Genomic DNA, 23680 nt, shown 5'->3' on the forward strand with positions numbered 1-23680 from the left:
GGCGGAAAGCGTAGCAGTAAACGACTCGAAATCGTCCTGCCAGACCATGACGGTTGTGCAATGATCACAGGGTCATCGACGGATCTGGTAATGTTCACGAACGATCTGGCCGGAAGGCGATCCGGGGCCTTCAGCCCATACATTCAACATGGGGAGCGTCATGCCCGACCTGGAAAGCCTGTCCCCCGCCATCCTGGCCGGTCAGTTCTTCGGGCTGGTGGCCCTGGCCATCTGCCTGGTTGCCTTCTCCAGCAAGAACGATGACCGCCTGCTGGTGCTGCTGATATCCGCCAACGTTGCCTTCGCGCTCCAGTTCGTCTTCTTCAGTAGCTGGACTGCCGCCGCGCTGACGGTGCTGGTGATCGTGCGCATCGTGCTGGCCCGGCGATTCACCGGCAGCCAGTGGGTCATGTGGGCGGTACTGGCGGCCAACCTGGTGGCAGCGGCCCTGACCTGGCGCAGTTGGGTTGATGTGTTTCCGCTGACCGCCGCGACCCTGGGCACGGTGGCCATGTTCCTGTTGCGGGGCATTGCCATGCGTGTCGTCCTGGGGCTGGCGGCGTTCGCCTGGATGCTCAATAACCTGATCATTGGCTCCATCGGGGGCAGCCTTGCCGAGGGGCTGATCTTTGTTACCAACATCGTCACCATCATCCGCATGGCCCGGGCCAGGAAACGCTACCCGGAGGTGCCGGTGGACAAGGTCGGTCCGAGCACGACCGCTGACTCATCCCCTTCCGCTAACATTTCCGATCGCCGGGATTACGGCGGCTGATCAGCGGGTTGCAGAATCGGTGCTTCGGAACCAGAGTGATAGGAACACCACTCGCTATCCCGCCTCTTACAGAGGAGAACCTGTATGCTCCTGGCAGAGAAATCCACCGGTCATCTGGTGGAAATCAGTGATATCAAGATCCTTTTCGACCCCAATGAGCCCGAAGTCACCGGTAGCGTGCACTACGGTGAAGAGGCCCAGGATCCCGAGCCCATCGCCAAGACTGCACTGGTCTTTCCCTCCGGCGAACCCTTGCCCCAATGCTGGACGGATCCGGATTATCGGCGGAAGTAATCCTGGTGTCCCATCTGATGAATTTTCTGATTTAACAAGTGGTTCGCGACCCGGCGGATGTGAGGTGTTATGGTAAGAAACCCTCACGGTATATCAGGCTGGCCTGAGCCGGCCTGTGCCTTTCGCTATGAACAGGATGCGCTGAACCATGACAAACCTGAAAAGACGGTCCGGTTCATGGACCTTCTGGCAACTGACATCGCTGCTGGCCCTTGTGTCGCTGCTGACCGGTTGCGGGATCAATAACATTCCCACCTACGATGAACAGGTAAAGTCCGCGTGGTCCCAGGTGGAAAACCAGTACCAGCGTCGTGCCGACCTGGTGCCGAATCTGGTGGAAACCGTCAAGGGATTTGCCGCCCAGGAACAGGAGACTCTCACGGCCGTGATTGAGGCCCGGTCAAAGGCCACCTCCATTCAGGTGGATGAGAGCATCCTCAACAACCCCGAGAAACTCCAGCAGTTCCAGCAGGCCCAGGGCGAGCTAAGCAGTGCCCTGAGCCGGTTGATGGCGGTTTCCGAACGCTATCCTGACCTGAAATCCAACCAGAATTTCCTGGCGCTGCAGTCGCAGCTTGAAGGCACCGAGAACCGTATTGCCGTTGCCCGGCGTGACTTTATCCAGTCGGTCGAGCGGTACAATACGGAAATCCGAACCTTCCCCGGAAAAATCTGGCACAGCCTGCTCTACGGCGACATGGAGCTGCGGGAGAACTTTGAGGCAACCACCGAAAACGCCGAAGACGCGCCACAGGTTGAGTTCTGATGAAGGTATTGCTGCGCCCCTGCATTGCGTTTATTGCGCTGTTGCTGCTCCAGGCCCCGGCCTGGGCACAGTCCACGCCGGATTTTCCGGAACTGAGTGGGCGAGTGGTGGATCAGGCCGGGATGCTGTCCCAGGACGCTGAGTCCAGACTGACCAGCATGCTGGCAGCCCACGAGGAAGCTACTACCAATCAGGTGGTTGTGGTTACCCTGCCGGAACTGCAGGGCTATCCCATTGAAGATTTCGGGTACCAGCTCGGTCGCCACTGGGGTATCGGCCAGGAGGGCGAAGATAATGGTGCACTGCTGATTGTCGCCGAAGAAGAACGTGCTATCCGCATCGAAGTGGGTTACGGCCTTGAAGGTCAGCTAACCGATGCCGCTTCGTCCACCATCATCAACCGGATCATCACCCCGGCCTTTCGCCAGGGGGAGTTCTCCCAGGGCATTATTGCGGGTGCCGAAGCCATGATCCAGGTGCTGGGGGGCGAGCCACTGGCCGTGCCAGAAGGTCAGACAGGACGGGATCCTGCTGAAAAGCCGAACCTGCTGGCGGTGGTTTTCTTCTTTGTCATCATCGTCTCGTTCATCTCCCTCGTCGGTGGAGGCGGCGGCCGTGGCGGTCGCGGCCGGGGCGCACTGATTGCCGGGGCGCTGCTGGGATCCGGTATGGGAGGTCGCGGTGGCGGCTTTGGTGGCGGTGGTTTCGGCGGCGGTGGTGGTGGCTTTGGCGGCGGCGGCGCCTCCGGCGGCTGGTAACCTGTGTTGACACATTATCTTGAGAGCAAGAGCGATCTATGACGCTATTAACCAGGACTGAACAGGACCAGGTGGCGGCCGCCATCAACGCGGTCGAACGGGAAACCGATGCCGAACTGGTCACCGTGTTGGCCCGCCAGGCTGATAATTACGCCTATATCCCGCTGGTATGGGCAGGGATCGTGGCGTTGCTGGTGCCCGGGCTGGTCAACTACTTCACCGAGTGGTTTGGCGTCCACACGCTGCTACTGGTGCAGTGGGGTGTCTTTCTGGTGCTGGGTGCCCTGTTCCGCATCCCGAAGATCAACACCATGCTGATCCCGCGTCATGTCCGGTACTGGCGCGCCTCCAATCTCGCCCGTCGCCATTTCCTGGAGCAGAACCTGCACCATACGAAGGATAGCACCGGTGTGCTGATTTTCGTTTCAGAGGCAGAGCGCTATGTGGAAATCCTGGTAGACCAGGGTATTTCGGCCAAGGTGGACAATAAGGTCTGGGAAGGCATCGTGGAGAACTTTACCCGGCAGGTCCGCCAGGGAAACACCTGCCAGGGCTTCCTGGACTGCATCGAAGCCTGTGGTACGCACCTGAAAGCACAGGTCCCGGCCACCCACGAACGCAATCAGCTACCCAACCATCTGGTGGTTTTGCCCTGAGTTCATCAGGTAGAACCCCTGGTTGAAGCCCTAAGCCGGCGTTTGAAGAAGTGCCACGCCCAGCCACTCACGACCTGGCATTCGCTGACTCCCTGGAGGAGTCAGCGAAACAGGGCGTCTACTTCGAGAAAGCGGGTTCCCCATGGACGAGTGATTTACCGGCTTGGTAAATGAACCGTTCCTTCCATATAGAACGCCGCCTGCCCGGCAATCTTCACCCGGTCGCCGGCCAGTTCACAGCGTAACTCCCCACCCCGGGCGGATAGCTGGCGGGCCAGCAATTTCTGCTTGCCCAGGCGTTCCGACCAGTAGGGCGTCAGTACGCTGTGGATGGAGCCGGTGACCGGGTCCTCGTCGATGCCTATGCCCGGGGCGAAATAGCGGCTGACGAAATCACAGTCATCGCCCGGCGCCGTGACGATGAGCCCCTGGTCGCCCAGCTTTTTGAGGATGGACAGGTCCGGGGTGGTGTTACGCACGGCGTTGGCATCCTCCAGAATCACCAGCAGGTTGGTGTCCCGGGGCACTTCATAGACCGGTTCAGGCACTCCCGGCAGTGCGCGGCTGAGGATATCCGGCGTGGGCACCGACTGGTATTCCAGGACCGGGAAATCCAGCTCCAGCCAGTTTCCCGGTTTGCGGGATACCGACAGCGGCCCGGTTAGTGAGCGGAAGCGGATCTTCTCCCGGGGCCAATCCAGGCGGTTGAACAGCACCCAGGCGCTGGCCAGGGTGGCATGGCCGCACAGGGGGACCTCGGCGCCGGGAGTGAACCAGCGGATGTGGAAGTCCGCTTCGCTGCCTTCCGGTTCCGGCACCAGGAAGGCGGTTTCCGACAGGTGGTTCTCCAGCGCCAGGGCCTGCAGGGTATCCTCGGGCAGCCATTGCTCCAGCGGCATCACCGCCGCGGGGTTGCCCCGGAAGACCTGGTCGGTAAAGGCATCAACCTGATAGAGGGGTAGTTCTGTCATGGTGCTGTCTCCAGTTCAGCCATTGGTGATAGTGGTTTGCCTTGCCGAGCAGGAAACGCCCCAGCTCGATCCGGCTGTAGAAGTGCAGCTCCGGCAACGGGGAGGAACCGGTCACAGTCCAGTGCCCGTCGGGGCGCCGTGACACCCGGAAGCCCATCCGTTCCAGCCTGGCCTCCGGATCGGCGGGCACAACACTGGGGCCGGACTGTACCTGTAGCAGGTCCCCGCGATGGGGACGGGATGCTTTTGGTGATGGTCTCATGGGACAGCTTCCTTTCCTGTGGTCTGGGTACCCAGTGTCCCGCTATCGAGCCTGCCATAACAGAATCAGCTAAACTGATATTGAACCGGTACAGAGCAATCGGTCATCCGAACTGTACCGGTTGTTCCGGCCAGTAACTGTACTGCGTCTTTGCTCCCGGACTGTGGAAGGATAGTGCCATGGATACTCTCTATCATCAGGTGGCGGACCAGGTGGAAAACCTGATCCGCGACGGCGTCTATCGGGATGGCGAGCGCTTGCCGGGTGTGCGTGTGCTCAGCCGGCAGCTTGGCGTCAGCATTGCCACGGTACTGCAGGCTCACCAGACCCTGGAGGGGCGGGGCCTGCTGGAACCCCGGGAGCGCAGCGGCTACTTCGTGCGGGTGCCCCCGGTGGATGCGCCGGAGCCGGCCATGTCCAGCCATGACGCCGGGCCTTCGCCGGTCAGTGCCCGGGAGATGACCATGGACCTGTGCTCCGACGAGGAGCGGCGCCTGGTGCCCCTGGCCACGGCGGTGCCGCACCCGGACTACCTGCCCATCCGCCAGATTCAGCAGGCGTCCATCTGGGCAGCGCGCCATGGCCTGGACACCCTGGACTACGCTTTCCCCGGCAAGAGTGCTTTCCGCCGGCAGGTGGCCCAGCGCATGGTGGCCCTGGGCGTGGCGGTATCGCCGGACGAGATCCTGGCCACCAACGGCGCCCAGGAAGCCATTATCCTGGCCCTGCGGGCAGTGACCGAGCCGGGGGATATCGTGGCCGTGGAGTCGCCGTCGTTCCCTGGTATCCTCCAGGCCCTCGAGATCGTGGGCCTGAAGGTGATCGAGATTCCCGCCCATCCCTCCGAGGGCCTCAGCCTGGAAGGCCTGCAACTGGCAATGGAGCAGTGGCCCATCAAGGCCTGCGTCGCGGTGACCAACCATAGTAATCCCATGGGCATGCGCCTGTCCGACGATCACAAGCGCAAGCTGGTGGCGTTGCTGGCTGATGCCGGTGTCCCCCTGATCGAGGACGATATCTACGGTGACCTGGCCCATTCCGGTGAACGGCCTCGGCCGGCCAGGAGTTTCGACCGTAGTGGCAATGTCATCTATTGCAGTTCCTTCTCCAAGACCATCTCCCCGGGCCTGCGCCTGGGCTGGATTGCGCCGGGCCGGTATTTTTCGGCGGTGCGTCAGCAGAAGTACTTTACCAACCTGGCCACCGCCAGCCTGCCGCAGATGGCCGTGGCTCACTTCCTGGAACAGGGCGGCTACGACCGCCACCTGAGGGGGGTACGCCGGGTCTACCGGGACGCCACGGCACGGCTGCGCTCGGCAGTGGCCCGGTATTTCCCCGAGGGTACCGCCGTGACCCGCCCCAGTGGTGGCTTCGTGGTCTGGGTGCAATTGCCGGACGGCTGTTCCGGTACCACCGTCTATCGCCTGGCGCGGGAGCGGGGCATCAACGTGGCGCCCGGCATCATGTTCTCCACCACCGGCAAGTTCGAGAACTGCCTGCGGCTGAACGCTGCCAATCCCTGGACACCACGGATCGAGGAGGCCATTCGCACCCTGGGCCAACTGGCGACGGAAACCCGGCGGGAGGGTGCCACCGCCCGATTGTGAAGGCTCCGGAGCCGTGGCAGTATGGCCGCTTATCGCTTTCAGCCTTCGGAGTCGCCACCATGAAAATTGCAGTGTTTTGCGGATCAAGCCACGGTAACCACGAGCGCTTCGCCCACAGTGCCCGGGAACTTGGCAGCTATATGGCCGGCCAGGGTATCGACCTGGTGTTTGGCGGCGGCAAGGTTGGCCTGATGGGGGAGGTGGCCGATGCGGTACTGGCTGGTGGTGGCAGGGTCTATGGGGTGATCCCGGAATCGCTGAAGAACCGGGAACTGGCCCACCCCGGGCTGACGGATCTGCAGGTGGTCTCCGGCATGCACGAACGCAAGGCGAAGATGGCCGAACTGGCGGATGCCTTTGTGGCCATGCCCGGCGGCCCCGGCACCATGGATGAACTGTTCGAGGCCTGGACCTGGGCGCAACTGGGCTACCACGACAAACCCTGTGCCCTCTACAACGCCTTTGGTTACTACGACCAGTTGCTGTCGTTCCTGAACACCATGGCGGATTCCGGCTTCCTCAAACCCCATCATCGCCAGATGCTGGTGGTGGAGGATCAACCCGAGCCGCTGCTACAGGCGCTGATGCGTTACCAGCCACCGGAATGGAAGTGGACCTGATCCGGTTATCCGGTCTGGCCATCAATGCGTTCTATTGAAAGACTGCCATGATTGCATGTCAATTGGCTTGATGCGTGAAGTGAACCGCCCCACTGCTTGGGTGGGGCGGGGTGATAGTGGGTGATTGCTTTTCCAATAACCTGGTGATCAGGGCATCAGGACGTGATCGATAACGTGCACGACGCCGTTACTGGCCTTCAGGTCCGCTTTGATCACGCTTGTCTTGTTACCTTCAGCATCCTCAAGCGTGACACTGCCATCGCTCTCCTTGTTGATGAACAGTTGTTCTCCGTTCAGCATGGTCACAGAGCCACGGGTGTCGCCAGCCTCAATGAGCATCAGGATCATTGAGCCAGGGATCAACTGGCCTTCCACAACGTGATAGCCAACGATGGATTCGAGCTTGTCACTGTTTTCCGACATAAGCAGAGAATCCAGGGTTCCCTCCGGCAATGCGTCAAACGCTTCGTCGGTCGGTGCAAGCAGGGTGAACGGGCCTTTACCGTTCAGTTTTGCCGACAACCCGGATTCCTCAATCGCGGTTTCCAGCACGGTGTGCTCATCGGATGTTGCCACAAGTTCAGCAACGGTTTTCTTGTCGTCCATTCCATGGTTATCAGCATACGCAGGGATGGAAAACACAGTACAAGCAATAACTGTTGCAGACAGTCCTCGAATGTTCATGTTTACTCCTTTCTCCATTTAGTACGGCATTTACCCTGATCATTGAATTACGCATGTTTCACGTTATTCACATTATCCATGCTAGGAGATATACGGCGGATCGCCAGAATGAGATGCTTAACATTGACAAACTGTAATGGCAGTTGGTCTATCAGTTGTCGGAACGGAGATGGCCCCGATCCGGTCACCTGGTCTGGTTGTTAACGCTTTATCCCGCTAAAGTGGTTGCATAACGCAACCGGCCAGTGTGCCAATGTCAACCAGGAGCCCCCATGAGCGATATCATCCTGCACCACTACGACGCTTCCCCCTTTGCCGAGAAGGCCCGCATGATGCTGGGCTTCAAAGGTCTTGCCTGGCGGTCGGTGGAGATCCCGAGAATCATGCCGAAACCGGACCTGATGGCCCTGACCGGTGGCTACCGCAGGACCCCGGTGATGCAGGTGGGGGCGGATATCTATTGCGATACCGCCATGATTGCCCGCCAACTGGACCGCATCCAGCCATTACCGGCCCTGTATCCGGAAGGTAAGGAGGCCGTGGCGGCCAGCACCGCGCATTTTGCCGACCAGGTCATGTTCCAGCACGGGGTGGCACTGAATTTCCAGCCTCACGCCGTGGCCGAACGTTTCAAGGGGGCGCCGGAGGACGTGAAGAAAGCGTTCCAGGCGGACCGCAAGAAGCTGTTTGAGGGCGGCAGTGCCACCCCGTTGCATCCCGCCCAGGCCCTGTCCCAATGGCCGACGCTGCTGGGCCGGCTGGAGCAGCAACTGGCGGACAGCGGCACTTTCCTGCTGGGCGAGGAGCCCTGCGTTGCTGATTTCGCCTACTACCACGCCCTGTGGTTTGTCCGGGGCAACCGGGCTATCGCGGAGTTGCTGGACCCCTATCCCCAGGTGCTGTCCTGGATGGACGCGGTGGCCGCCTGTGGCCATGGCGAGGCCTCCGCGCTGGATGCGGCCGACGCCGTCGAGATTGCCCGCAACACCGATCCCGAACCGTTGTCGGAGACCGGCTTCGAAGACCTGGCCGGTGCGAAGGTGGGGGCGTCAGTCACGGTCTCAGCGGTGGATTACGGTGTGGATCCGGTGGCTGGAACCCTGGTGTATCAGGACGCGGAGGAGATTGTTATCCGTCGCGAGGATGAGCGGGCCGGTGAGGTCCATGTGCATTTCCCCCGATACGGGTTCCGCATCAGCCCTGAAAAATAACCCGGAGTGCGGGAGAACTGTGAACCGGATCATGATCCAGGCCTTGATGGCGGGAATGTGATCCGGTTTTTGATATTTTTCGCTGACGCATGGATGCGATGATGACAAACAGGTAACCTTCCAGGGACCCTGTTTGCCGCTTATCACCAGCCACGGAAGGAAACCGCCGATGCAAGCCGACGTCCGGGATACCGAGCCCCTGGATATGGATCTGGATCTCCCCGGCCCACCGAAGCCCCGGTCCAGTTACTGGGTGGTCGGATGGATCATTCTGCTGGTACTGGTTGCCCTGATTGTGTGGGTTCTCCACAGCATCGATATCGAGCTCCCGACGGTGGACAGCCTGGAGACCCTGGACCCGGGCACCACCTTCACCGGTGATCATGGTGAGGTCCGCTTCCCCGTGGCCGGGGAAGGCTGGGAGCGGATCCAGCCCGGTGTCTTCGGTGACGAGGATACGGCCTATGAATTCCGCGGTCCCCATGAATCCGCCCATATCGTCATCAACGACTTTCCCGACAACACGCTGGACGAGGTGGTGGCCTGGCGCAAGTCCATGGCCCATGACGACATGCACCAGAGTGCCTGCGAGGAACATCGGACCCTGGCGGGGCGGGCGCTGTCCGTGGTGTCCCATTACACCTGCTGGGGGCGGAGTGCCGGGGAGCCGGCGGTGTGGGCCGGGACGGTGGTGGAAACCGACCAGGGTGTCCATGAAATGCTCGGCTACCTGAATACCCCCGAAGGCTCCTTCGGGCGGCTGGAGCCGGAAATGCGGGTGATGGTAGGAGGCTTCGAAGCACCATGAAGCAATGGATGATCCTGGGGATCCTGCTGCTGGCCAGTGTGTCGGCCAGTGGCAATGTTCAGTGGGGGGAGCCGGATACCACCATACTCGGCCGGTACGCGGAGAATGTCCAGGCCCGGGAGCGCCTGCCGGATCAGCTCACCCTGCTGGTACAGGATGTGCGGATCCATGTCAGTGAAGATGAGGTCCGCAAGCGTGTCCGGGAAGTGTGGTTCTATTCGGACACGGCGGATGCCCATGACTATGGTACCGATACCATAACCTTCAACCAGCACTCCGACACCCTCACCATCCATACGGCGGCGTCCGTTGACCGCTATGGTGAGCTGCGGGAGATGGACCCCGACACGGTGCGGGTGACCAACGTGCAGCAGGACAATATCTTTACCGATTCCCGGCAGGCGGTGCTGACCATTCCCGGCATTGGCGCCGGGTCAGTGACGCTGCTGGAGTATGAACTGGTGGAAGACCGCCGGGCCCAGGAAATGCCCTGGCTGGAAACCTGGTACCCGCAGTGGTTCCGACCCCTGGAGCACTTCCGCCTGTCGGTAAGCTGGGAAGGGGAGGAGGCGCCGGAATGGACCAACTCCAGCGATCTGGTGAGCTGCCGGGAGACCCCCGGAAAACTGACCTGCAAGGGGCGGAACCTGCCATCGGCGGTGTGGGAGGACGGCATGTCGATCGCCGACACCCTGGACCGGATCGTGCTCGCCGCTCCCATGACCTGGTCGGATGTGGTCAGCCGCGCCCGCACGGAGTTTGCCAGGGCCACCGACGACGTGACCGGGGCCGATGCGCTGCTGGCCCGGCTGGTACCGGAGGGTGCGTCGGCGGCCGAGGGCCTGTCCCGGGTCCATGATTTCGTGGCCAGGGACATTCGCTACGTCTCGCTGTCCGAGCATGGCAACACCATTACCCCCCATAGCGTTGCGGACGTGCTCAGGTCCCGGTACGGCGACTGCAAGGACAAGTCCGCCCTGCTGACCTATCTGCTGACTGAACTGGGCTATGATCCCTATCCGGTGCTGGTGGCCACCGACCAGGGCGATCCGGAGACGCTGGGGGTGCCCTCCATGGGGTATTTTGACCACATGGTGATCTGCCTGGACCTGTTGGATGGCACCACCTGCATGGACGCCACCGATGCCTATACGGATGCCGGCAGCACGCCGGCCTGGATCCAGGGCCGGGTGGCCCTGCCGCTGCGTCCCAACGAGACGCCGACGATTATCCCCCGTGACGACTACCGCTGGACCCTGGATGTCAGCACCGAACTGACCTTCCTGCCGAACGGCGGCCAGGCGGAGAAACAGGTCCGTTCCTATCACGGCGCCTACGCGGGCTCCATGCGCTCAATGCTGGCGGGCCGGACCTCCGGTGAACGGCTGGAATGGGCACGGGAGCAGTATGCCTCGGTGATCAGTGACCTGGCTGTGCCGGAGTTTGATTTCGGCCAGGTCAACGCCCTGTCCCCGGAACTGACCGTATCGTCCAGTGTGGACTACCCGTCGTTCCTGCCAGTGGATACCGACCTGGAGTACGTCGAATACGATGCCTGGCTAAAGGCGGAGCTGGAAAGCATGTATCCGGCCAATGAGAGGTATGGGGCAGAGTTCGCGGGTCTCCGGGTGACCAGCCGTTTCGATGTGGACCTGGGCGACGTATGGACCCTGCAGGACCCGCCGGCGGAACTGGATTTCCAGCACCGCTTCGGCCGCCTGTCGCGGACGGTGGAAACGGTTGGCAGTGGCCGTTTCCGGGTCACCAGTGTGCTGGATGTCCCCCGCCAGGACGTGCCCCCGGAGAAACAGCCGGAACTGCGGGAGCTGCTGGAACTGATGGCGCGGGAGGCGAAGCTGGACTTTACCGGCACCCTTCGATAGCGCCACGGTGTCGAAGGGGCGTTGACTACCACCTCTCGCGGTTCTTGAGGGTGACCTGCTCGTTCAGGGTCCAGAAGTCATACAACACCCCGATAAAGAAAAGGCCACCTGTGAACAGGTAGATAATCCCGGTGATCCACTTACCCATGTACATGCGATGGACACCGAACACCCCCAGGAACGTCAGCAGGATCCAGCTGACGTTATAGCTGGTCTCGCCACCCTGGTAACGCAGATCCGCTTCCCGGTCCATGCCGGGAATCAGGAACAGGTCGATAATCCAGCCGATAAATAACAGCCCCAGGGTAAAGAACCAGATGGTGCCGGTCACCGGCTTGCCGTAATAGAAACGGTGGGAGCCGAGAAATCCGAAGATCCAGAGCAGGTAGCCGATCACAACACTGTGGGTATTGCCGGTACGTTGTATATCCATGGGAGCTCCTGATGCGTCCGGAAGTTCGGCTCATCATAATCATTTTCAGGGCGATACCGCTATCGCTATGCTGGTAGGATGCTGTTTTGTGTGAGGGAGGCTCCTTGACTTGACCATCCGTCGCAGCCTGCGCGTCCTGCTGATTATCCTGCTTGTGCTGGCCGGTATTGCCTGGGGTAGCTGGTCGTTGGTCCAGGCCCGGCTGGCGGACCTGGGCATCGAGCGCATCGAATTTTCCGGCACCGACCTTGGCTGGAACCGGATTGCCTTCCGCTCCGTGGAGCTGGTCTGGTCCGGCAATGGCCGCTCGTTGTCCCTGGAAGCCGCCGATCCCCGCCTCACGCTGGATTGGCTGGACTGGCAACTGGACACCCTGGTGACCGGCCCTACCCGTATCACCCAGGCGGGCAGTCTCCAGCCGCCATCATCGTCCTCTCCGTCTCCAGTCCCGACCTCGCCCACCGGTCGCGGCGCCAACGCCCTGGAACTGACCCTGCCGGATACGATGCCCTTCTGGCTGCCCCGTCACCTGGAGATCGAGTCGTTGCAGGCGTCCTTTCCCTGCCAGGGATCGCGGTGTCGTTTCCAGGGGCAGCTTGAGTTCCACCGGGAAGATGAACGGGCCCGGGCGCAGGTGGATGCCACCCTGGCCCGGGACGATCATACCCTGGCTATCCAGGGGGATGTCCGCCTCGGATCCGGGGCACGGGCGGGCACCATCACCGGTGGTGAGGTGCGGATCAGCGGTATCCGGCCATGGCTGCCCGGATCCATGGCAGCGGAACTGGAGCGGCTGGTGCCCGCCAGCGCCACCCTGCGGTTTTCCCCCGGGGGAGAGCCGACCCCCGGCCAGTGGCCGATGAACGTGGCGCTTACGTCCGAGGGCGGGGCAGGGCCTGCATTCGAGGGTGAGGTGGTGCTGCATACCGGAGACCCCTGGCGCCTGGAAATTACCCGGGGGCGGCTGACGGCCGCCCTGGAACGCTGGACGCAGTCTGGATGGCTGTTGAAGGACCTGCGGGCGGACCTGCCGGTAACCGGTGTGGTCGCTCCATCCGACGCCCGGCTGACCCTGGCTTCCGGCGCCACGGTCCGGGTACGCCATATGGACGCCTTCGGCTGGGACACGCTGATGTGGCTGGACGGAGTGGCCCTCTCGGCCGGGGGCCTGGTGGTCAGGCTCGATGATGGCCAGTTCAGCGCCGAGGGTCCCCTGGCGCTCTCGGCGGAAGAACTGCGTTATCCGGGACTGGTTACCCAGGCCTGGGAGATGGTGGCGAACGTGCGCTGGCGGCAGGCGCTGATCGCCGACGGCGAACTGGGCAATGCCGCCGGGGCTGTCATGCCCTTCCAGGTGGAGCGAGACGCCGGCGGGGCACTGGAGGCGGACCTGTCCATGGTCCTCACGCCGGACGACGAGGCCAACCACCTGGCACAGACGCTTGCCGCCTGGCCGGAATCCCTGACCCTGGATAAGGGCCGCGTTGACGTTGCCGCAAACCTGGCCATGCCACCGGAGGGGAGTCCCGATATCTCCGGTGAGATCCTGTTCGACCAGGCATCGGGCCTGCACCGGACGATGGCCTGGCAGGAGCTGTCCGGCCGGGTTCGGGGCCGGTGGCAGGGGGACCGTCTGTCGGTAAGCACGGAATCGCTCGAACTGGCGAGCCTCAATCCGGGTGTGCCCATCGGTCCCATCCGCCTTGGGGGCGACTATGAGGCGGACACCGGCGCACCGGGCCAGGGCCGCCTGACCCTGACCGAGGCGTCGGCCGGTTTTGCCGGTGGCAGCCTGAGTATCCCGGAAACCACCACCTGGAACCTGGGGGAAATGCCCCTGCGGGTGCCAGTGGATGTGCGGGGTATGCAGCTGTCTGCCCTGATGAACCTCTACCCCACCGAGGGCCTGGCCGGCGAGGGCACCCTGGAAGGCCGGCTGCCGGTAGTGGTGGGGCCGGAGGGTGTGCGTATCGACGATGGCCGGATTACCGCCCTGCCGCCGGGCGGGCGCCTGCAACTGCCGGCGGACAAGCTCCGGGGCATGGTGCAGGGGAACGCCGCCATGGCGCTGGTGGCCCGGACCATGGAGAACTTTCACTACCGGTTGCTGGAAAGTGGCATCAACTATGATGAGGATGGCACGCTGCTGCTGGACCTGAAACTCAGGGGATCCAGCCCGGAGGTGGACAGCGACCGTCCGGTCGTGCTCAATATCAACCTGCAGGAGGACATACCGGCACTGATGACCAGCTTGCAACTGAGCGGTCGAGTCAACGAGGCGGTGAAGGAGCGGGTTCGTGAACGGTTGATGCAGGAAGGTGTCGAAACCCAGTGAGCCTCTGAATAGCGAACAAGTTGCCCGGCCATGTCGGGCCAAACCCCACAAGGAGATGTTTCTATGGTCAGATCGTGCGCGGGAGCGATGATGGTCACGGTGGTGCTGACCGCCCTGATGACAGCCTGTACCCCAACCGTCCAGATGGCGGCTCCCAAGGAGCCGATCACGGTAAATCTGAACGTTAAGATCCAGCATGAGATCTACGTCAAGGTGGACCGGGAAGTGGATGAACTCTTCACTGACCAGGGCCTGTTCTGAGTCTGATTCGAATGGTTTCAAGGAGCTGCATGATGACACTGCTGAAAGTCGCAACCACACTGGTCATGACCCTGTTTCTGGCCCTGCCCGCCATGGCGATGTCACTGGATGAGGCCAAGGGTCGCCTGACTGAAGCCAAGAGCCAGGGCCTGGTGGGGGAAATGCCCACCGGTTATCTGGGGGTGGTCTCACCGGGGGGCGATGCCGCCGAAATCGTGAAGGCCATCAACGATGCACGCCGGATGGAATACGCCCGTATTGCGGAGAAACATGGTATTGCCGTCAGTGAGGTGGAAGCAGTCGCCGGCAAGAAGGCGATCGAGAAGACGCCCAGCGGCGAATACATCCAGGTGGATGGTAGCTGGGTACGCAAATAGCATCGGCGCGGGGGCTGGTATTTATTCCTGTAGGCAGCTATCTTGATCAATGGCTGCGCCGGTCGGAAAGGTTCCGGCCGGTCCCCTGATCAGGAGTGCCCCCAATGAAAACAATAACCGACCAGTTGGCCAACTATGCCAGCTATCATCGCGACCGTCGCAACATCATCACCCATTTCATCGGAATCCCCATGATCGTGGTGGCTATTGCCATCCTGTTGGCCCGTCCGGCCTTCGAGGTGGCGGGCATCACCATGGCGCCCATCTGGTTCATTGCCCTGGCCAGCGTGGTCTACTACCTGGTGCTGGACCTCCGGTTCGGCCTGGTGATGGCCGTGCTCATGGCCCTGGCGGTCTGGGCCGGCATGCAGGTAGCGGCGCTGTCCACCACCGCATGGCTGGCCTGGGGTATCGGCCTGTTCGTGGTGGGCTGGGTTGCACAGTTTATCGGGCACTACTACGAGGGCCGCAAACCCGCGTTTGTGGATGACCTCGTGGGCCTGTTGATCGGCCCGCTGTTTGTGGTGGCCGAGGCGGCCTTCGGGTTCGGCCTGTGCAAATCCCTGCAACAGGAGATCGACCGCCGCGCCGGCCCGGTGCATAACGGTCACGACCGGACGGCTGCCAGCCACTAGCGATCGTTCGGCACCATTGCTGATCCACCACGCCCCGTCACCATGATGGCGGGGCGTCTTCCACCCTTTTGCCGACGGAAGTCCCGATGTCTCCAAACCCGGAACGCCCCCACCTGCTGATCATGGTGGTCTGCGGCCTGCTGACCAGCCTCGTGGTGATTGCCTTTGCCCGCATGGCCTATGGCCTGATACTGCCGCCGATGCAGGCGGACCTGGGCCTGAGCTACCAGCAGGCCGGCATCCTCGGCACCATTACCGCCCTGGGCTACCTGGCGTTCGTGCTGGCGGGCGGGATAGCCGCCGCCCGGTTCGGGGCCAGGCTCACCATCGTCTTCGGCCTGGTCTCCGTTGCCGTGGGTTTTGCGGGGCTGACGGTGGCCTCCCACTATGGCTGGCTGCTGGCGCTGATGGCCCTGCTGGGGTTCGGCACCGCCTTCAGCTTCGCCCCCATGGTGTCACTGCTGGCCACCTGGTTCCCGGAAAAGCGGGGCCTGGTGATCGGCCTGATGACCAGCGGCGTGGGTCTGGGCATGCTGCTGGTCGGGGCCCTGGTGCCACTGATGACCGACTGGTTCGGAAATAATGGCTGGCGGGTAAGCTGGGGCATTTTCGGCGTTGTGGCCCTGATCGTGGCGGTACTGGTCACCGTGTTTGCCAAGGACCCGCCACGGCTGGCCACCGCCGGGGCCGGGTCTCCCCCCTCCGCCGACAAGTGGCTGATCTACCGTAATGGTCGTGTGATCACGGTGGCCACGGTGTACGGCATCATCGGGGTGACCTACATCGTGCAGGCCATTTTCATGGTCAGTTTCATGGTGTCGGAAGGGCACAGTGAGGCCACGGCCGGCGCCTTCATGGCCATGACGGGCCTGCTGTCCATTGCGGCGGGTCCGTTGTGGGGCTGGCTGTCGGACTATTGGGGGCGGGGCAATGCGCTCACCAGCTCCCTGGCCCTGGTCACCCTGGCCATGGGGCTGCCGCTGGTGGACCAGTCCCTGGTGACCTTCTTCCTGCACTTCCTGGTCATGGGGCTGTCCGTGAATGGCATGTTCGCCCTGATACAGGCCAGTGCCACGGACCAGGTGGCGCCCCGCTATATTCCCATTGCCTTCAGTTTCGTCACGGTGTTTTTCGCCACCGGGCAGTTGATCGGCCCGGCGGTCTCCGGCTGGCTGATCGAGGAGGGCGGCGGCTTCCGGGTGGCCTTCGGGTTTACCTTCCTGGTGTTGTTACTGGGGGTTTTCCTGACCCTGAGGATCCGGCGTTTTCCCAAACAGTGGGCGGTGGGTGAATCGCCCGGGGACTGATCAGGCTCACGGGTCTTCAGGCCGTCTGGGTTTCATCGGTCAGGGGCGCCTGGCTGACTACCCGGTTGCGGCCTGTTTCCTTGGCCTGGTAGAGGGCCTGGTCCGCCAGGTGGATCAGTTCTTCCGGCGCGATCTCCCGGTAACTGCAGGCGACCCCTGCCGACAGCGTTACCGACAGGGTGGCGCCGTCCACCGGTACCGGGGTACTCTCAAACACGAGCCGATACTCTTCGGCCCGGGCCTCGGCGGCCTCCAGCCCGGTCCCCGGCAATACCACCAGGAACTCCTCGCCACCGAAACGGCAGACAATGTCGCTGGCCCGGGACAGGGTGGTCAACGCCAGGGCCAACTGGCTGATCACCAGGTCCCCGGCGTTGTGGCCATGGTCATCATTGACCGCCTTGAAGTGATCCAGGTCGATAAGCACCAGGCTGAGCGGATCCCCCTGACGCAGGCAGCGGCTGATCTCCCGCTGCAGGCTGTCGTCCAGGTAACGGCGGTTGTAGAGGCCGGTCAGCGGGTCCCGGTTGGCCTGGTCCTGGAGTTTTTCCTGGAGCTGGCGGTTTTCCGCGATCTGCTGCTTGAGCTCCCGTTCCGTCAGGCGTTGCTGTTCCCGGGAGTGATAAAGCACCTGGTTGCGGCTGAAGGACACATAACCCACCAGCAACAGATACAGGGAAATACTGGTTACGGCCAGCACGGTGGTGAACCAGTGAGTATCCGGCAGGAACCGGAAACCGGCATAGAGGCCGCCGAACAGGACCCCGCCCGCCAGTCCGGCGAGGGCGTGTAACACCCCCGGTGGCCCCCGGAACACCATCAGGTTTATGGTGGTGCTGATGGCAAGGATGAACGTGATCCACAGCGGGAAACCCAGGCCGGCGATCCACAGTCCGAAGATGACGGAATCGATGACCAGGTTATTGATCTCCGAATGCATGGAGTTCTCCGCCTGACGGGCCCGCAGGTAGGCCAGCTGGGGCCACAGGAGAAAACTCAGGGCCAGTGCCGGGTAGAGCCACGGGGACAGCTGCTGTAGCCAGACATGACTGGCCAGCGTCAGGAAGACGGCGACAAATGACCAGCTCCGGTTGCGCCGGTTCATGTGGACGACCCAGTGGGGTTGCGGCGTGGGTCTGGAAGGAGAGACGGACATGAGTTTTCTGGCCTGATTCCTTTACAATCCCGGTAATGACCGGGTTCCGTGGATGCCTGTACTGAAGTCCTACAGTATAGGGCAACACTGATGATTTTGTGAGCAAAAATATCCATGCCGGGACACCAGGAGCCATTGAGAGCGGGCGAGGGAAAGAGATCATGGAACTGGAACACCTGTACCAGCAGCACTCGCGACAGGTCCTGGCCAGCCTGATACGGCTGACCGGTGACTTCGAGCTGGCCGAGGAGTGCCTGCAGGAAGCCTTTGCCGCCGCGCTCCACCAGTGGCCACAACAGGCGGTGCCGGACAACCCGGTGGCCTGGCTGGTGCGCACCGGGCATCACAAGGCCATCGACCAGATCCGCCGACGCCAGACCGCTCGCGACTACAGCCACCAACTGGCCTGGCAATCCGAAGGATCAGTGCCGGCGGAGGTTGATGTCTACGAGGACGATCTCCTTCGCCTGATCTTCACCTGCTGTCACCCTGTGCTGCCACCGGAGTCGCAGCTGGCCCTGACCCTGCGGGAGATGTGTGGTCTCACCACCGAGCAGGTGGCCAGTGCCCTGCTGCAGAAACCCGCCACCGTGGCCCAGCGGATCGTGCGGGCCAAGCGCAGTATCCGCGAGGCGGGTATCCCCTACGAGGTCCCGGAGCAGCGGGAACTGCCGGAGCGACTGGCACCGGTGCTCCGGGTGGTGTACCTGATGTTTAATGAAGGCTACAGCGCCAGCGATGGACAGGCCATGGTGGACGTCAGCCTGTCGAGCGAGGCCATCCGGCTGGCGGCGCTATTGTCGCGGCTGCTGCCCCAGCCGGAAGTATACGGGCTGCTGGCGCTGATGCTGCTGCATGATGCCCGCCGGGAGGCCCGTCAGGACGCCGAAGGCAACCTGGTCCCCCTGGACGAGCAGGACCGGAGCCGCTGGGACCAGGGCCAGATTGAACAGGGGCGGCAATGGCTGTTGAGGGCCATGGCCCATCCCGGACCGGGGCCCTACACACTGCAGGCGGCCATCGCCGCGGCCCATGCGGAACCCGCCGACCCGGCGGCGACGGACTGGGACGACATTGCCGCCCTCTATGGCCTGCTTTACCAGCAGTGGCCCACCCCGGTGGTGGCCCTCAACCGTGCGGTTGCCATCGCCATGCGGGATTCGCCCGCCCGGGGGCTGGAACTGCTGGACGAGCTTGCGGGCGAAAAGGCCCTGCAGGGTTATCACCTGTACCACGCCGCCCGGGCCGATCTCCTGCGTCGCAATGGCGACACCAGCCAGGCCAGGATCGCCTACCAGCAGGCGCTGACCCTGGCCCGGCAGGAGCCGGAGCGACGTTTCCTGCAAAAACGCCTGGAGGAATTGCCCGAGGCCTGAAAAAAGTTTCCGGTGGTGTCGAATGTGTCTGCCGCTATCCGACCTTGATGTGGAACCCGATTAATCACAGTCCATAACAGGGAGGATGCATTATGAAATTCATGCTGATACGGCGTGCAGACGAGGATACCGAACAGGGCGTCATGCCATCCGACGCCATGCTGGAAGAAATGGCCCGCTACAACGAGCGGCTGACCCAGGCGGGGGTATTCGTGTCCGGCGAGGGGCTCTGGCCCAGCCGTGAAGGCTACCGCATCAACTTTCACGATGGTGAGCCGGACATCGTCAAGGGTCCCCTGGCCGAACCGGACGCCCTGATCGCCGGATTCTCGGTGCTGGAGGTGGATTCAGTGGAGGAGGCCCTGGACTGGGCCCGGCAATGGCCCACCATGGACCGGGACGGCAACACCCGCCTGGAACTGCGCCGCTTCTACGAACTGGAGGATTTCGATCCTGGCGAGGGCCTGGACCGGCACCGCCGGTTGCAGACGCAACTGGCCAGGCAGCCACAACAGGTTAATACTCATCTGGTATTCAACGGCCAGTGCCGGGAAGCCATGACCTTCTACGCCGATCTGCTGGGTGGAGAAATCGAGGCCATGATTGCGTTCTCTGACACCCCGGTGGCCACCGGGGTACCGGAGGATTCCCGGGACCGGATTGCCCACAGTGTGGTCAATATCCGGGATCGCCGGCTCATGGGGTGTGATATGAACGCGGAGTGCTACACCCCGCCTGCCGGGGCCTGCGTGCAGCTCGAGTACGGGGATGTCGAGGGGGCGGAGCAGGTGTTCCGGCAGCTCTCCGACGGCGGCACGATCCAGATGCCGTTCGAGGAAACCTTCTGGGCGGTACGCTTTGGTGTGGTGGTGGACCGCTATGGTATTGGCTGGATGATCAATGTTGGCAAGCCGGAAATGGAGATGAACCCATGAAATATGTCGCCCTGGTCTACTACCAGGAGAGCATCGTCAACGATATGACGGAACAGGCCTGGCACGACCTGAACCAGGAGTGCCTGGGGTGTGTCGAGAAACTCACCGAAGGTGATCATTTCCTGGCGGGCCAGGCGCTGGAGCCGGTGGCAAGCGCCACCACCCTGAAGGTTCGCGACGGCGAGGTGATGTTGTCCGATGGCCCCTTTGCCGAGACCAAGGAACAACTGGCCGGCTTTTACCTGCTGGAAGCCAGGGACCTGAACGAGGCCCTGCAACTGGCCAGCCATATCCCCCCGGCCCGTCTGGGCAGCATCGAGGTCCGCCCCGTGCGGGAGCTGCCCCCCAAAGACGAATAGCCGAGTCATAAGGAGAAAGAGCCATGAGCTATATCGATGGATTTGTGGCGGCGGTGCCCACCGCTAATCGTGAAAAGTACGTCCAGCATGCCAGTGATGCCGGGGTGGTGTTCCGGGACTATGGCGCCACGGAGTTCGTGGAATGCTGGGGCGATGACGTGCCGGAGGGGGAGGTGACGTCCTTCCCCATGGCGGTGAAATGTCAGCCGGATGAAACCGTGGTGTTCTCCTGGATCGTGTGGCCCGACAAGGTTACCCGGGACCGGGGCATGCAACAGGTGATGGAGGACCCGCGCCTGCAGCCGGATGTGAACCCCATGCCGTTCGATGGCAAGCGGCTGATCTATGGCGGCTTTGAGGTGGTGGTCCGTAACTGACCGGATACTGACCCTGTCGAATCGGTAATTGTACGGCCTTTATAACCCGTCCGCCCGGCGCCATATAGTGTTATAAAGGTTTGTCCGGGCAGGCGGGCTGAATGTCCCAATTTACCTGCCTGGCTCCGTTTCTGACAGCATAAGGAGGAGCCATGAACAAGTCACTATCCGCTGCCATTACCACCATGCTCCTGGTGACCTCGGCGGCCTGGGCGACGCCGGAAAGTCAGGGCATCCGGCCCATGGGCGACAACCAGCCGGATCCGTCACCCACGGAACAGGCCGACCAGACTAGGGAACGACACCAGGGCGGGCCGCACCGTGGCGAGGAAATGCGAAACCATGGTGATGAGATGCGACAGCAGGGCGATGAAATGAGGGAACGGCATGGCCAGGGCAAGGATCCTCATGGTGAGGAGCGCTGGAAGGAACGCGACGACAGGGGTAACGGGAACCCAGGGTCACCCGGCAACGGTAACCGGAGCGACAACTGACCGGTAGTGCCCCGGCCGGAGCCGGGACACCCGGTGATTACTTGATGGCCACCGGGTTCACCGGTGAGCCGGTGCCCTGTTCCACTTTCAGCGGGGCGGCCACCAGCAGGAAGCTGTACTGACCGTCGTCGGCGCTGTCCGCCGCCAGGTCATCCAGCCACCAGATCTCCGACAGCACCACACCCATGTCCCGCATCAGCGCACCGTGCAACGGGATGATGTAGGTTTCACCGTCGATTTCCTGTACCACCTTTTCCACGGCGATATTGTCGGTGGCGATCATCGGCGTTTCCATCTGGTCGAGCCAGCTCAGGAGCTCCTGGCTGTGGCACAGGCCGGGTTCGTTCATGGCGTTCCATTCCTCGTCCGGTTCCTCCTCCCAGAACCGGGCGATGGAGCCGGTGCGGATCACCAGGATATCCCGCTTGTTGATGGTGGTGCCCTGGGCCTCGGCGGTGGCCTGAAGGTCGTCCAGGTTGATGCAGGTGTTGGTGGGCAGACGGTGCAGGTCATCGCTGCCCATATGGCGCCCGACGTCCAGCAGTACCGCCCGTCCGACGATGCCTTTTTCCCCGATCTCGCCCACATCCGCGTGGGTGTGGCCATGTACTGAGGTGGCCTCACTCTTGCCACCGTAGATCTGGTCGCCGTACCAGGCATGGGCCAGGCCATCCACATGGGTAGTGCCCTGCAGGTACATGAAGGCCACATCATCGGAGTACTTCATGCCGCCCGCCGCCGGTTCGGCCTTGCCGGCCATGTACACGCCGGCGTCGGTGGCCATGAAGTGCTGCGTCGGCACCCGTCCCGGGAACACCGGCCCGGAGCCGGAGGTCATGGGAATCTGAAGAGTGAAGGTCTTGCCGCTCTGGATAGCGGCAGCGCCGTTCTGGACCTCCGTCTGTCCAAGGTAATTGAGGGCGCCTACCTGGTCGTCCTCACCCCACTTGCCCCAGTTGGTGGGGGCATCGCTCTGCAATGTCTCCATGGGGGTTTGCTGGGCCATGGCCATGGTGGACAGGCCAGCGATCAGGGACCCGGTACAAAGGGCCAGGATGGATGGTTTCAAGGGCATGGTTGTTCTCCTTGTTTGCATTGATTGTTGTTGTGTTTGATCACCGGCGGCGCTCGGGCGCGACGCCGGTGAGGTGGTGCAAGGGAGAAAAATCTGGTCTAAGTGTAGTCTTCAATTACAAATATTCAGTCAAATAGAATCACCTGTCGCACCGCCTTGCCGGCGGCCAGTTTCTCGAAGCCTTCGTTGATCTGGTCCAGGGTCAGGGTGTCGGTGAGCAGCTTGTCCACCGGCAGTTTGCCCTGGCGGAACAGGCTGACATAGCGGGCTACATCCCGCACCGGCACGCAGCTTCCCACATAGCTGCCCTTCAGGGTGCGTTCCTCCGCCACGATGCTTACCTGCTGGATGGCCACCTTCTTCTCCGGATGGGCCAGGCCGCCGGTCACCGTGGTGCCACCGCGGCGGGTGATCTGGTAGGCGAACTCCAGGGCTTTCTCGGAACCGGCCATCTCGATGGCGCAGTGCACGCCGCCGTTGGTCAGTGCCTTGATCTTTTCGACACAGCCTTCCTCGGCGGAATTGAAGGTATGGGTGGCCCCCAGTTCCTTCGCCAGGGCCAGTTTGCCCTCGTCCAGGTCGACGGCGATCACCTCGCCGGCGCCGGCCACCAGGGCTCCCAGCACACTGTTGAGGCCCACGCCCCCCAGGCCGATCACCGCCACGGTCTGGCCGGGTCTGATATCGGCGGAATTGATGGAGGCGCCGACCCCGGTCAGTACCGCGCAGCCGAACAGGGCGGCGTGGTGCAGGGGCAGTTCCGGGTCCACCTTTACCAGGGAGTCCCGGGCCACCACCGCATGGTCAGCAAAGGCGGACACGCCCAGGTGGTGGTTGACGGCGGTGCCGTCGGCCCGGTGCAGGCGATGCTCGCCGCACACCAGGGTGCCGGCGTTGTTGGTTTTCGCAGCGGGCTCACACAGGGCGGGACGGCCTTCGGCGCAGGGTTCACAGTGGCCGCAACTGGGTACGAACACCGCCACCACATGGTCACCCGGTTTGAGATCGCGAACGCCGTTGCCCACTTCCTTCACGATACCGGCGGCCTCGTGGCCCAGGGCCATGGGCACCGGGCGTGGGCGGTTGCCGTCGATCACCGACAGGTCGGAATGGCACAGGCCGGCGGCCTTGATCTCCACCAGCACTTCGTTGTCCCCGGGCGGGTCCAGTTCCAGTTCCTCGATCACCAGCGGTCGGGTCTCGTTAAAAGGCCGTTCGGCGCCAATGGCCTGTAATACGGCGGCTCTGATTTTCATGGTGAGTCT

Annotated in this window: 27 protein-coding genes; 20 read left to right on the forward strand and 7 right to left on the reverse strand. The window is 62.5% G+C overall.

The window, feature by feature from the left end; all coding sequences use genetic code 11:
* Positions 1-160 precede the first annotated feature (160 nt).
* The 5 genes from ACJO2E_RS15700 to ACJO2E_RS15720 all read left to right on the forward strand — a co-directional run bounded on the left by ACJO2E_RS15700 (position 161) and on the right by ACJO2E_RS15720 (position 3249).
* Entirely contained in the window at positions 161-775 is a 615-nt protein-coding gene (locus ACJO2E_RS15700) for a YgjV family protein (protein ID WP_406965058.1), read from the forward strand.
* 84 nt (positions 776-859) lie between these two features.
* Positions 860-1069: an acetyltransferase gene (locus tag ACJO2E_RS15705; RefSeq protein WP_406965060.1), complete on the forward strand. Its 210-nt coding sequence runs from the start codon at positions 860-862 to the stop codon at positions 1067-1069.
* Positions 1070-1217: 148 nt separating this feature from the next.
* A complete protein-coding gene (locus ACJO2E_RS15710) occupies positions 1218-1835 on the forward strand; it encodes a LemA family protein (RefSeq protein WP_406965061.1) in 618 nt (205 codons plus the stop codon).
* Positions 1835-2593, forward strand: coding sequence for a TPM domain-containing protein (locus ACJO2E_RS15715; RefSeq protein ID WP_406965062.1), 759 nt, complete (start codon positions 1835-1837; stop codon positions 2591-2593). Before ACJO2E_RS15710 ends, ACJO2E_RS15715 begins: the two co-directional genes overlap by 1 nt.
* A 38-nt stretch (positions 2594-2631) precedes the next feature.
* Positions 2632-3249, forward strand: coding sequence for a TPM domain-containing protein (locus ACJO2E_RS15720; protein WP_406965064.1), 618 nt, complete (start codon positions 2632-2634; stop codon positions 3247-3249).
* A 155-nt stretch (positions 3250-3404) separates the two neighbouring features.
* On the opposite strand, the gene ACJO2E_RS15725 is transcribed toward ACJO2E_RS15720, so the two are convergent.
* Together ACJO2E_RS15725 and ACJO2E_RS15730 are read right to left on the reverse strand one after the other, a co-directional pair.
* Positions 3405-4220: a PhzF family phenazine biosynthesis protein gene (locus tag ACJO2E_RS15725; protein WP_406965065.1), complete on the reverse strand. Its 816-nt coding sequence runs from the start codon at positions 4218-4220 to the stop codon at positions 3405-3407.
* Positions 4192-4482: a hypothetical protein gene (locus ACJO2E_RS15730; RefSeq protein ID WP_406965067.1), complete on the reverse strand. Its 291-nt coding sequence runs from the start codon at positions 4480-4482 to the stop codon at positions 4192-4194. The genes ACJO2E_RS15725 and ACJO2E_RS15730 overlap by 29 nt, the downstream gene beginning before the upstream one ends.
* Before the next feature lie 179 nt (positions 4483-4661).
* Here ACJO2E_RS15730 and ACJO2E_RS15735 point away from each other — a divergent pair, with 179 nt between their 5' ends.
* Together ACJO2E_RS15735 and ACJO2E_RS15740 are read left to right on the forward strand one after the other, a co-directional pair.
* Positions 4662-6089, forward strand: a complete 1428-nt coding sequence (locus ACJO2E_RS15735) for an aminotransferase-like domain-containing protein (protein ID WP_406965069.1) — start codon at positions 4662-4664, stop codon at positions 6087-6089.
* 59 nt (positions 6090-6148) lie between these two features.
* Positions 6149-6709 carry an LOG family protein gene (locus ACJO2E_RS15740; RefSeq protein WP_406965071.1) on the forward strand — a complete coding sequence of 187 codons (561 nt, stop codon included), beginning with the start codon at positions 6149-6151 and terminating at the stop codon, positions 6707-6709.
* A gap of 147 nt (positions 6710-6856) precedes the next feature.
* Here the strand turns inward: ACJO2E_RS15740 and ACJO2E_RS15745 are convergent, their stop codons facing one another.
* Positions 6857-7393 (reverse strand): fasciclin domain-containing protein, encoded by a 537-nt coding sequence (locus ACJO2E_RS15745; RefSeq protein WP_406965072.1) that lies wholly within the window; start codon positions 7391-7393, stop codon positions 6857-6859.
* Positions 7394-7665: 272 nt separating this feature from the next.
* Between ACJO2E_RS15745 and ACJO2E_RS15750 the strand changes: the two genes are divergently transcribed.
* From ACJO2E_RS15750 to ACJO2E_RS15760, 3 genes are all read left to right on the forward strand, one after another.
* On the forward strand, positions 7666-8604 hold the full coding sequence (locus tag ACJO2E_RS15750; RefSeq protein WP_406965073.1) for a glutathione S-transferase family protein: 939 nt from the start codon (positions 7666-7668) through the stop codon (positions 8602-8604).
* Positions 8605-8773: 169 nt separating this feature from the next.
* Positions 8774-9412, forward strand: coding sequence for a hypothetical protein (locus tag ACJO2E_RS15755; RefSeq protein ID WP_406965075.1), 639 nt, complete (start codon positions 8774-8776; stop codon positions 9410-9412).
* A complete protein-coding gene (locus ACJO2E_RS15760) occupies positions 9409-11295 on the forward strand; it encodes a DUF3857 domain-containing protein (protein WP_406965076.1) in 1887 nt (628 codons plus the stop codon). The genes ACJO2E_RS15755 and ACJO2E_RS15760 overlap by 4 nt, the downstream gene beginning before the upstream one ends.
* A 25-nt stretch (positions 11296-11320) precedes the next feature.
* Here ACJO2E_RS15760 and ACJO2E_RS15765 read toward each other — a convergent pair whose 3' ends face one another.
* Positions 11321-11728 (reverse strand): NINE protein, encoded by a 408-nt coding sequence (locus ACJO2E_RS15765; RefSeq protein ID WP_406965078.1) that lies wholly within the window; start codon positions 11726-11728, stop codon positions 11321-11323.
* Between the two features lie 109 nt (positions 11729-11837).
* On the opposite strand from ACJO2E_RS15765, the gene ACJO2E_RS15770 reads away from it, so the two are divergent.
* The 5 genes from ACJO2E_RS15770 to ACJO2E_RS15790 all read left to right on the forward strand — a co-directional run bounded on the left by ACJO2E_RS15770 (position 11838) and on the right by ACJO2E_RS15790 (position 16643).
* Positions 11838-14063 carry an intermembrane phospholipid transport YdbH family protein gene (locus ACJO2E_RS15770; RefSeq protein WP_406965079.1) on the forward strand — a complete coding sequence of 742 codons (2226 nt, stop codon included), beginning with the start codon at positions 11838-11840 and terminating at the stop codon, positions 14061-14063.
* Between the two features lie 63 nt (positions 14064-14126).
* Positions 14127-14324, forward strand: a complete 198-nt coding sequence (locus tag ACJO2E_RS15775) for a YnbE family lipoprotein (RefSeq protein WP_406965080.1) — start codon at positions 14127-14129, stop codon at positions 14322-14324.
* Positions 14325-14353: 29 nt separating this feature from the next.
* Entirely contained in the window at positions 14354-14701 is a 348-nt protein-coding gene (locus tag ACJO2E_RS15780) for a YdbL family probable chaperone protein (protein WP_406965081.1), read from the forward strand.
* A gap of 104 nt (positions 14702-14805) precedes the next feature.
* A complete protein-coding gene (locus tag ACJO2E_RS15785; RefSeq protein ID WP_406965082.1) occupies positions 14806-15336 on the forward strand; it encodes an Mpo1 family 2-hydroxy fatty acid dioxygenase in 531 nt (176 codons plus the stop codon).
* 86 nt (positions 15337-15422) lie between these two features.
* Positions 15423-16643 carry an MFS transporter gene (locus ACJO2E_RS15790; protein ID WP_406965083.1) on the forward strand — a complete coding sequence of 407 codons (1221 nt, stop codon included), beginning with the start codon at positions 15423-15425 and terminating at the stop codon, positions 16641-16643.
* A 16-nt stretch (positions 16644-16659) separates the two neighbouring features.
* Here ACJO2E_RS15790 and ACJO2E_RS15795 read toward each other — a convergent pair whose 3' ends face one another.
* Positions 16660-17748, reverse strand: coding sequence for a sensor domain-containing diguanylate cyclase (locus ACJO2E_RS15795; protein ID WP_406965084.1), 1089 nt, complete (start codon positions 17746-17748; stop codon positions 16660-16662).
* 212 nt (positions 17749-17960) lie between these two features.
* On the opposite strand from ACJO2E_RS15795, the gene ACJO2E_RS15800 reads away from it, so the two are divergent.
* The 5 genes from ACJO2E_RS15800 (at position 17961) to ACJO2E_RS15820 (ending at position 21340) form a co-directional block, all read left to right on the forward strand.
* Positions 17961-19175: an RNA polymerase sigma factor gene (locus ACJO2E_RS15800; RefSeq protein ID WP_406965085.1), complete on the forward strand. Its 1215-nt coding sequence runs from the start codon at positions 17961-17963 to the stop codon at positions 19173-19175.
* Positions 19176-19267: 92 nt separating this feature from the next.
* Positions 19268-20110 (forward strand): YciI family protein, encoded by an 843-nt coding sequence (locus ACJO2E_RS15805; protein ID WP_406965086.1) that lies wholly within the window; start codon positions 19268-19270, stop codon positions 20108-20110.
* Positions 20107-20469, forward strand: a complete 363-nt coding sequence (locus tag ACJO2E_RS15810; RefSeq protein ID WP_406965087.1) for a YciI family protein — start codon at positions 20107-20109, stop codon at positions 20467-20469. The genes ACJO2E_RS15805 and ACJO2E_RS15810 overlap by 4 nt, the downstream gene beginning before the upstream one ends.
* Before the next feature lie 23 nt (positions 20470-20492).
* Positions 20493-20846: a DUF1428 domain-containing protein gene (locus ACJO2E_RS15815; RefSeq protein ID WP_406965088.1), complete on the forward strand. Its 354-nt coding sequence runs from the start codon at positions 20493-20495 to the stop codon at positions 20844-20846.
* A 152-nt stretch (positions 20847-20998) separates the two neighbouring features.
* Positions 20999-21340, forward strand: a complete 342-nt coding sequence (locus ACJO2E_RS15820) for a hypothetical protein (RefSeq protein ID WP_406965089.1) — start codon at positions 20999-21001, stop codon at positions 21338-21340.
* Between the two features lie 37 nt (positions 21341-21377).
* Here ACJO2E_RS15820 and ACJO2E_RS15825 read toward each other — a convergent pair whose 3' ends face one another.
* A complete protein-coding gene (locus ACJO2E_RS15825) occupies positions 21378-22415 on the reverse strand; it encodes a cyclase family protein (RefSeq protein WP_406965090.1) in 1038 nt (345 codons plus the stop codon).
* 125 nt (positions 22416-22540) lie between these two features.
* Positions 22541-23671, reverse strand: coding sequence for a zinc-dependent alcohol dehydrogenase family protein (locus tag ACJO2E_RS15830; RefSeq protein WP_406965091.1), 1131 nt, complete (start codon positions 23669-23671; stop codon positions 22541-22543).
* Between the last annotated feature and the right edge of the window lie 9 nt (positions 23672-23680).

Origin of the sequence: Marinobacter shunpengi, from assembly GCF_045449695.1 — a bacterium.
Lineage (GTDB): Bacteria > Pseudomonadota > Gammaproteobacteria > Pseudomonadales > Oleiphilaceae > Marinobacter.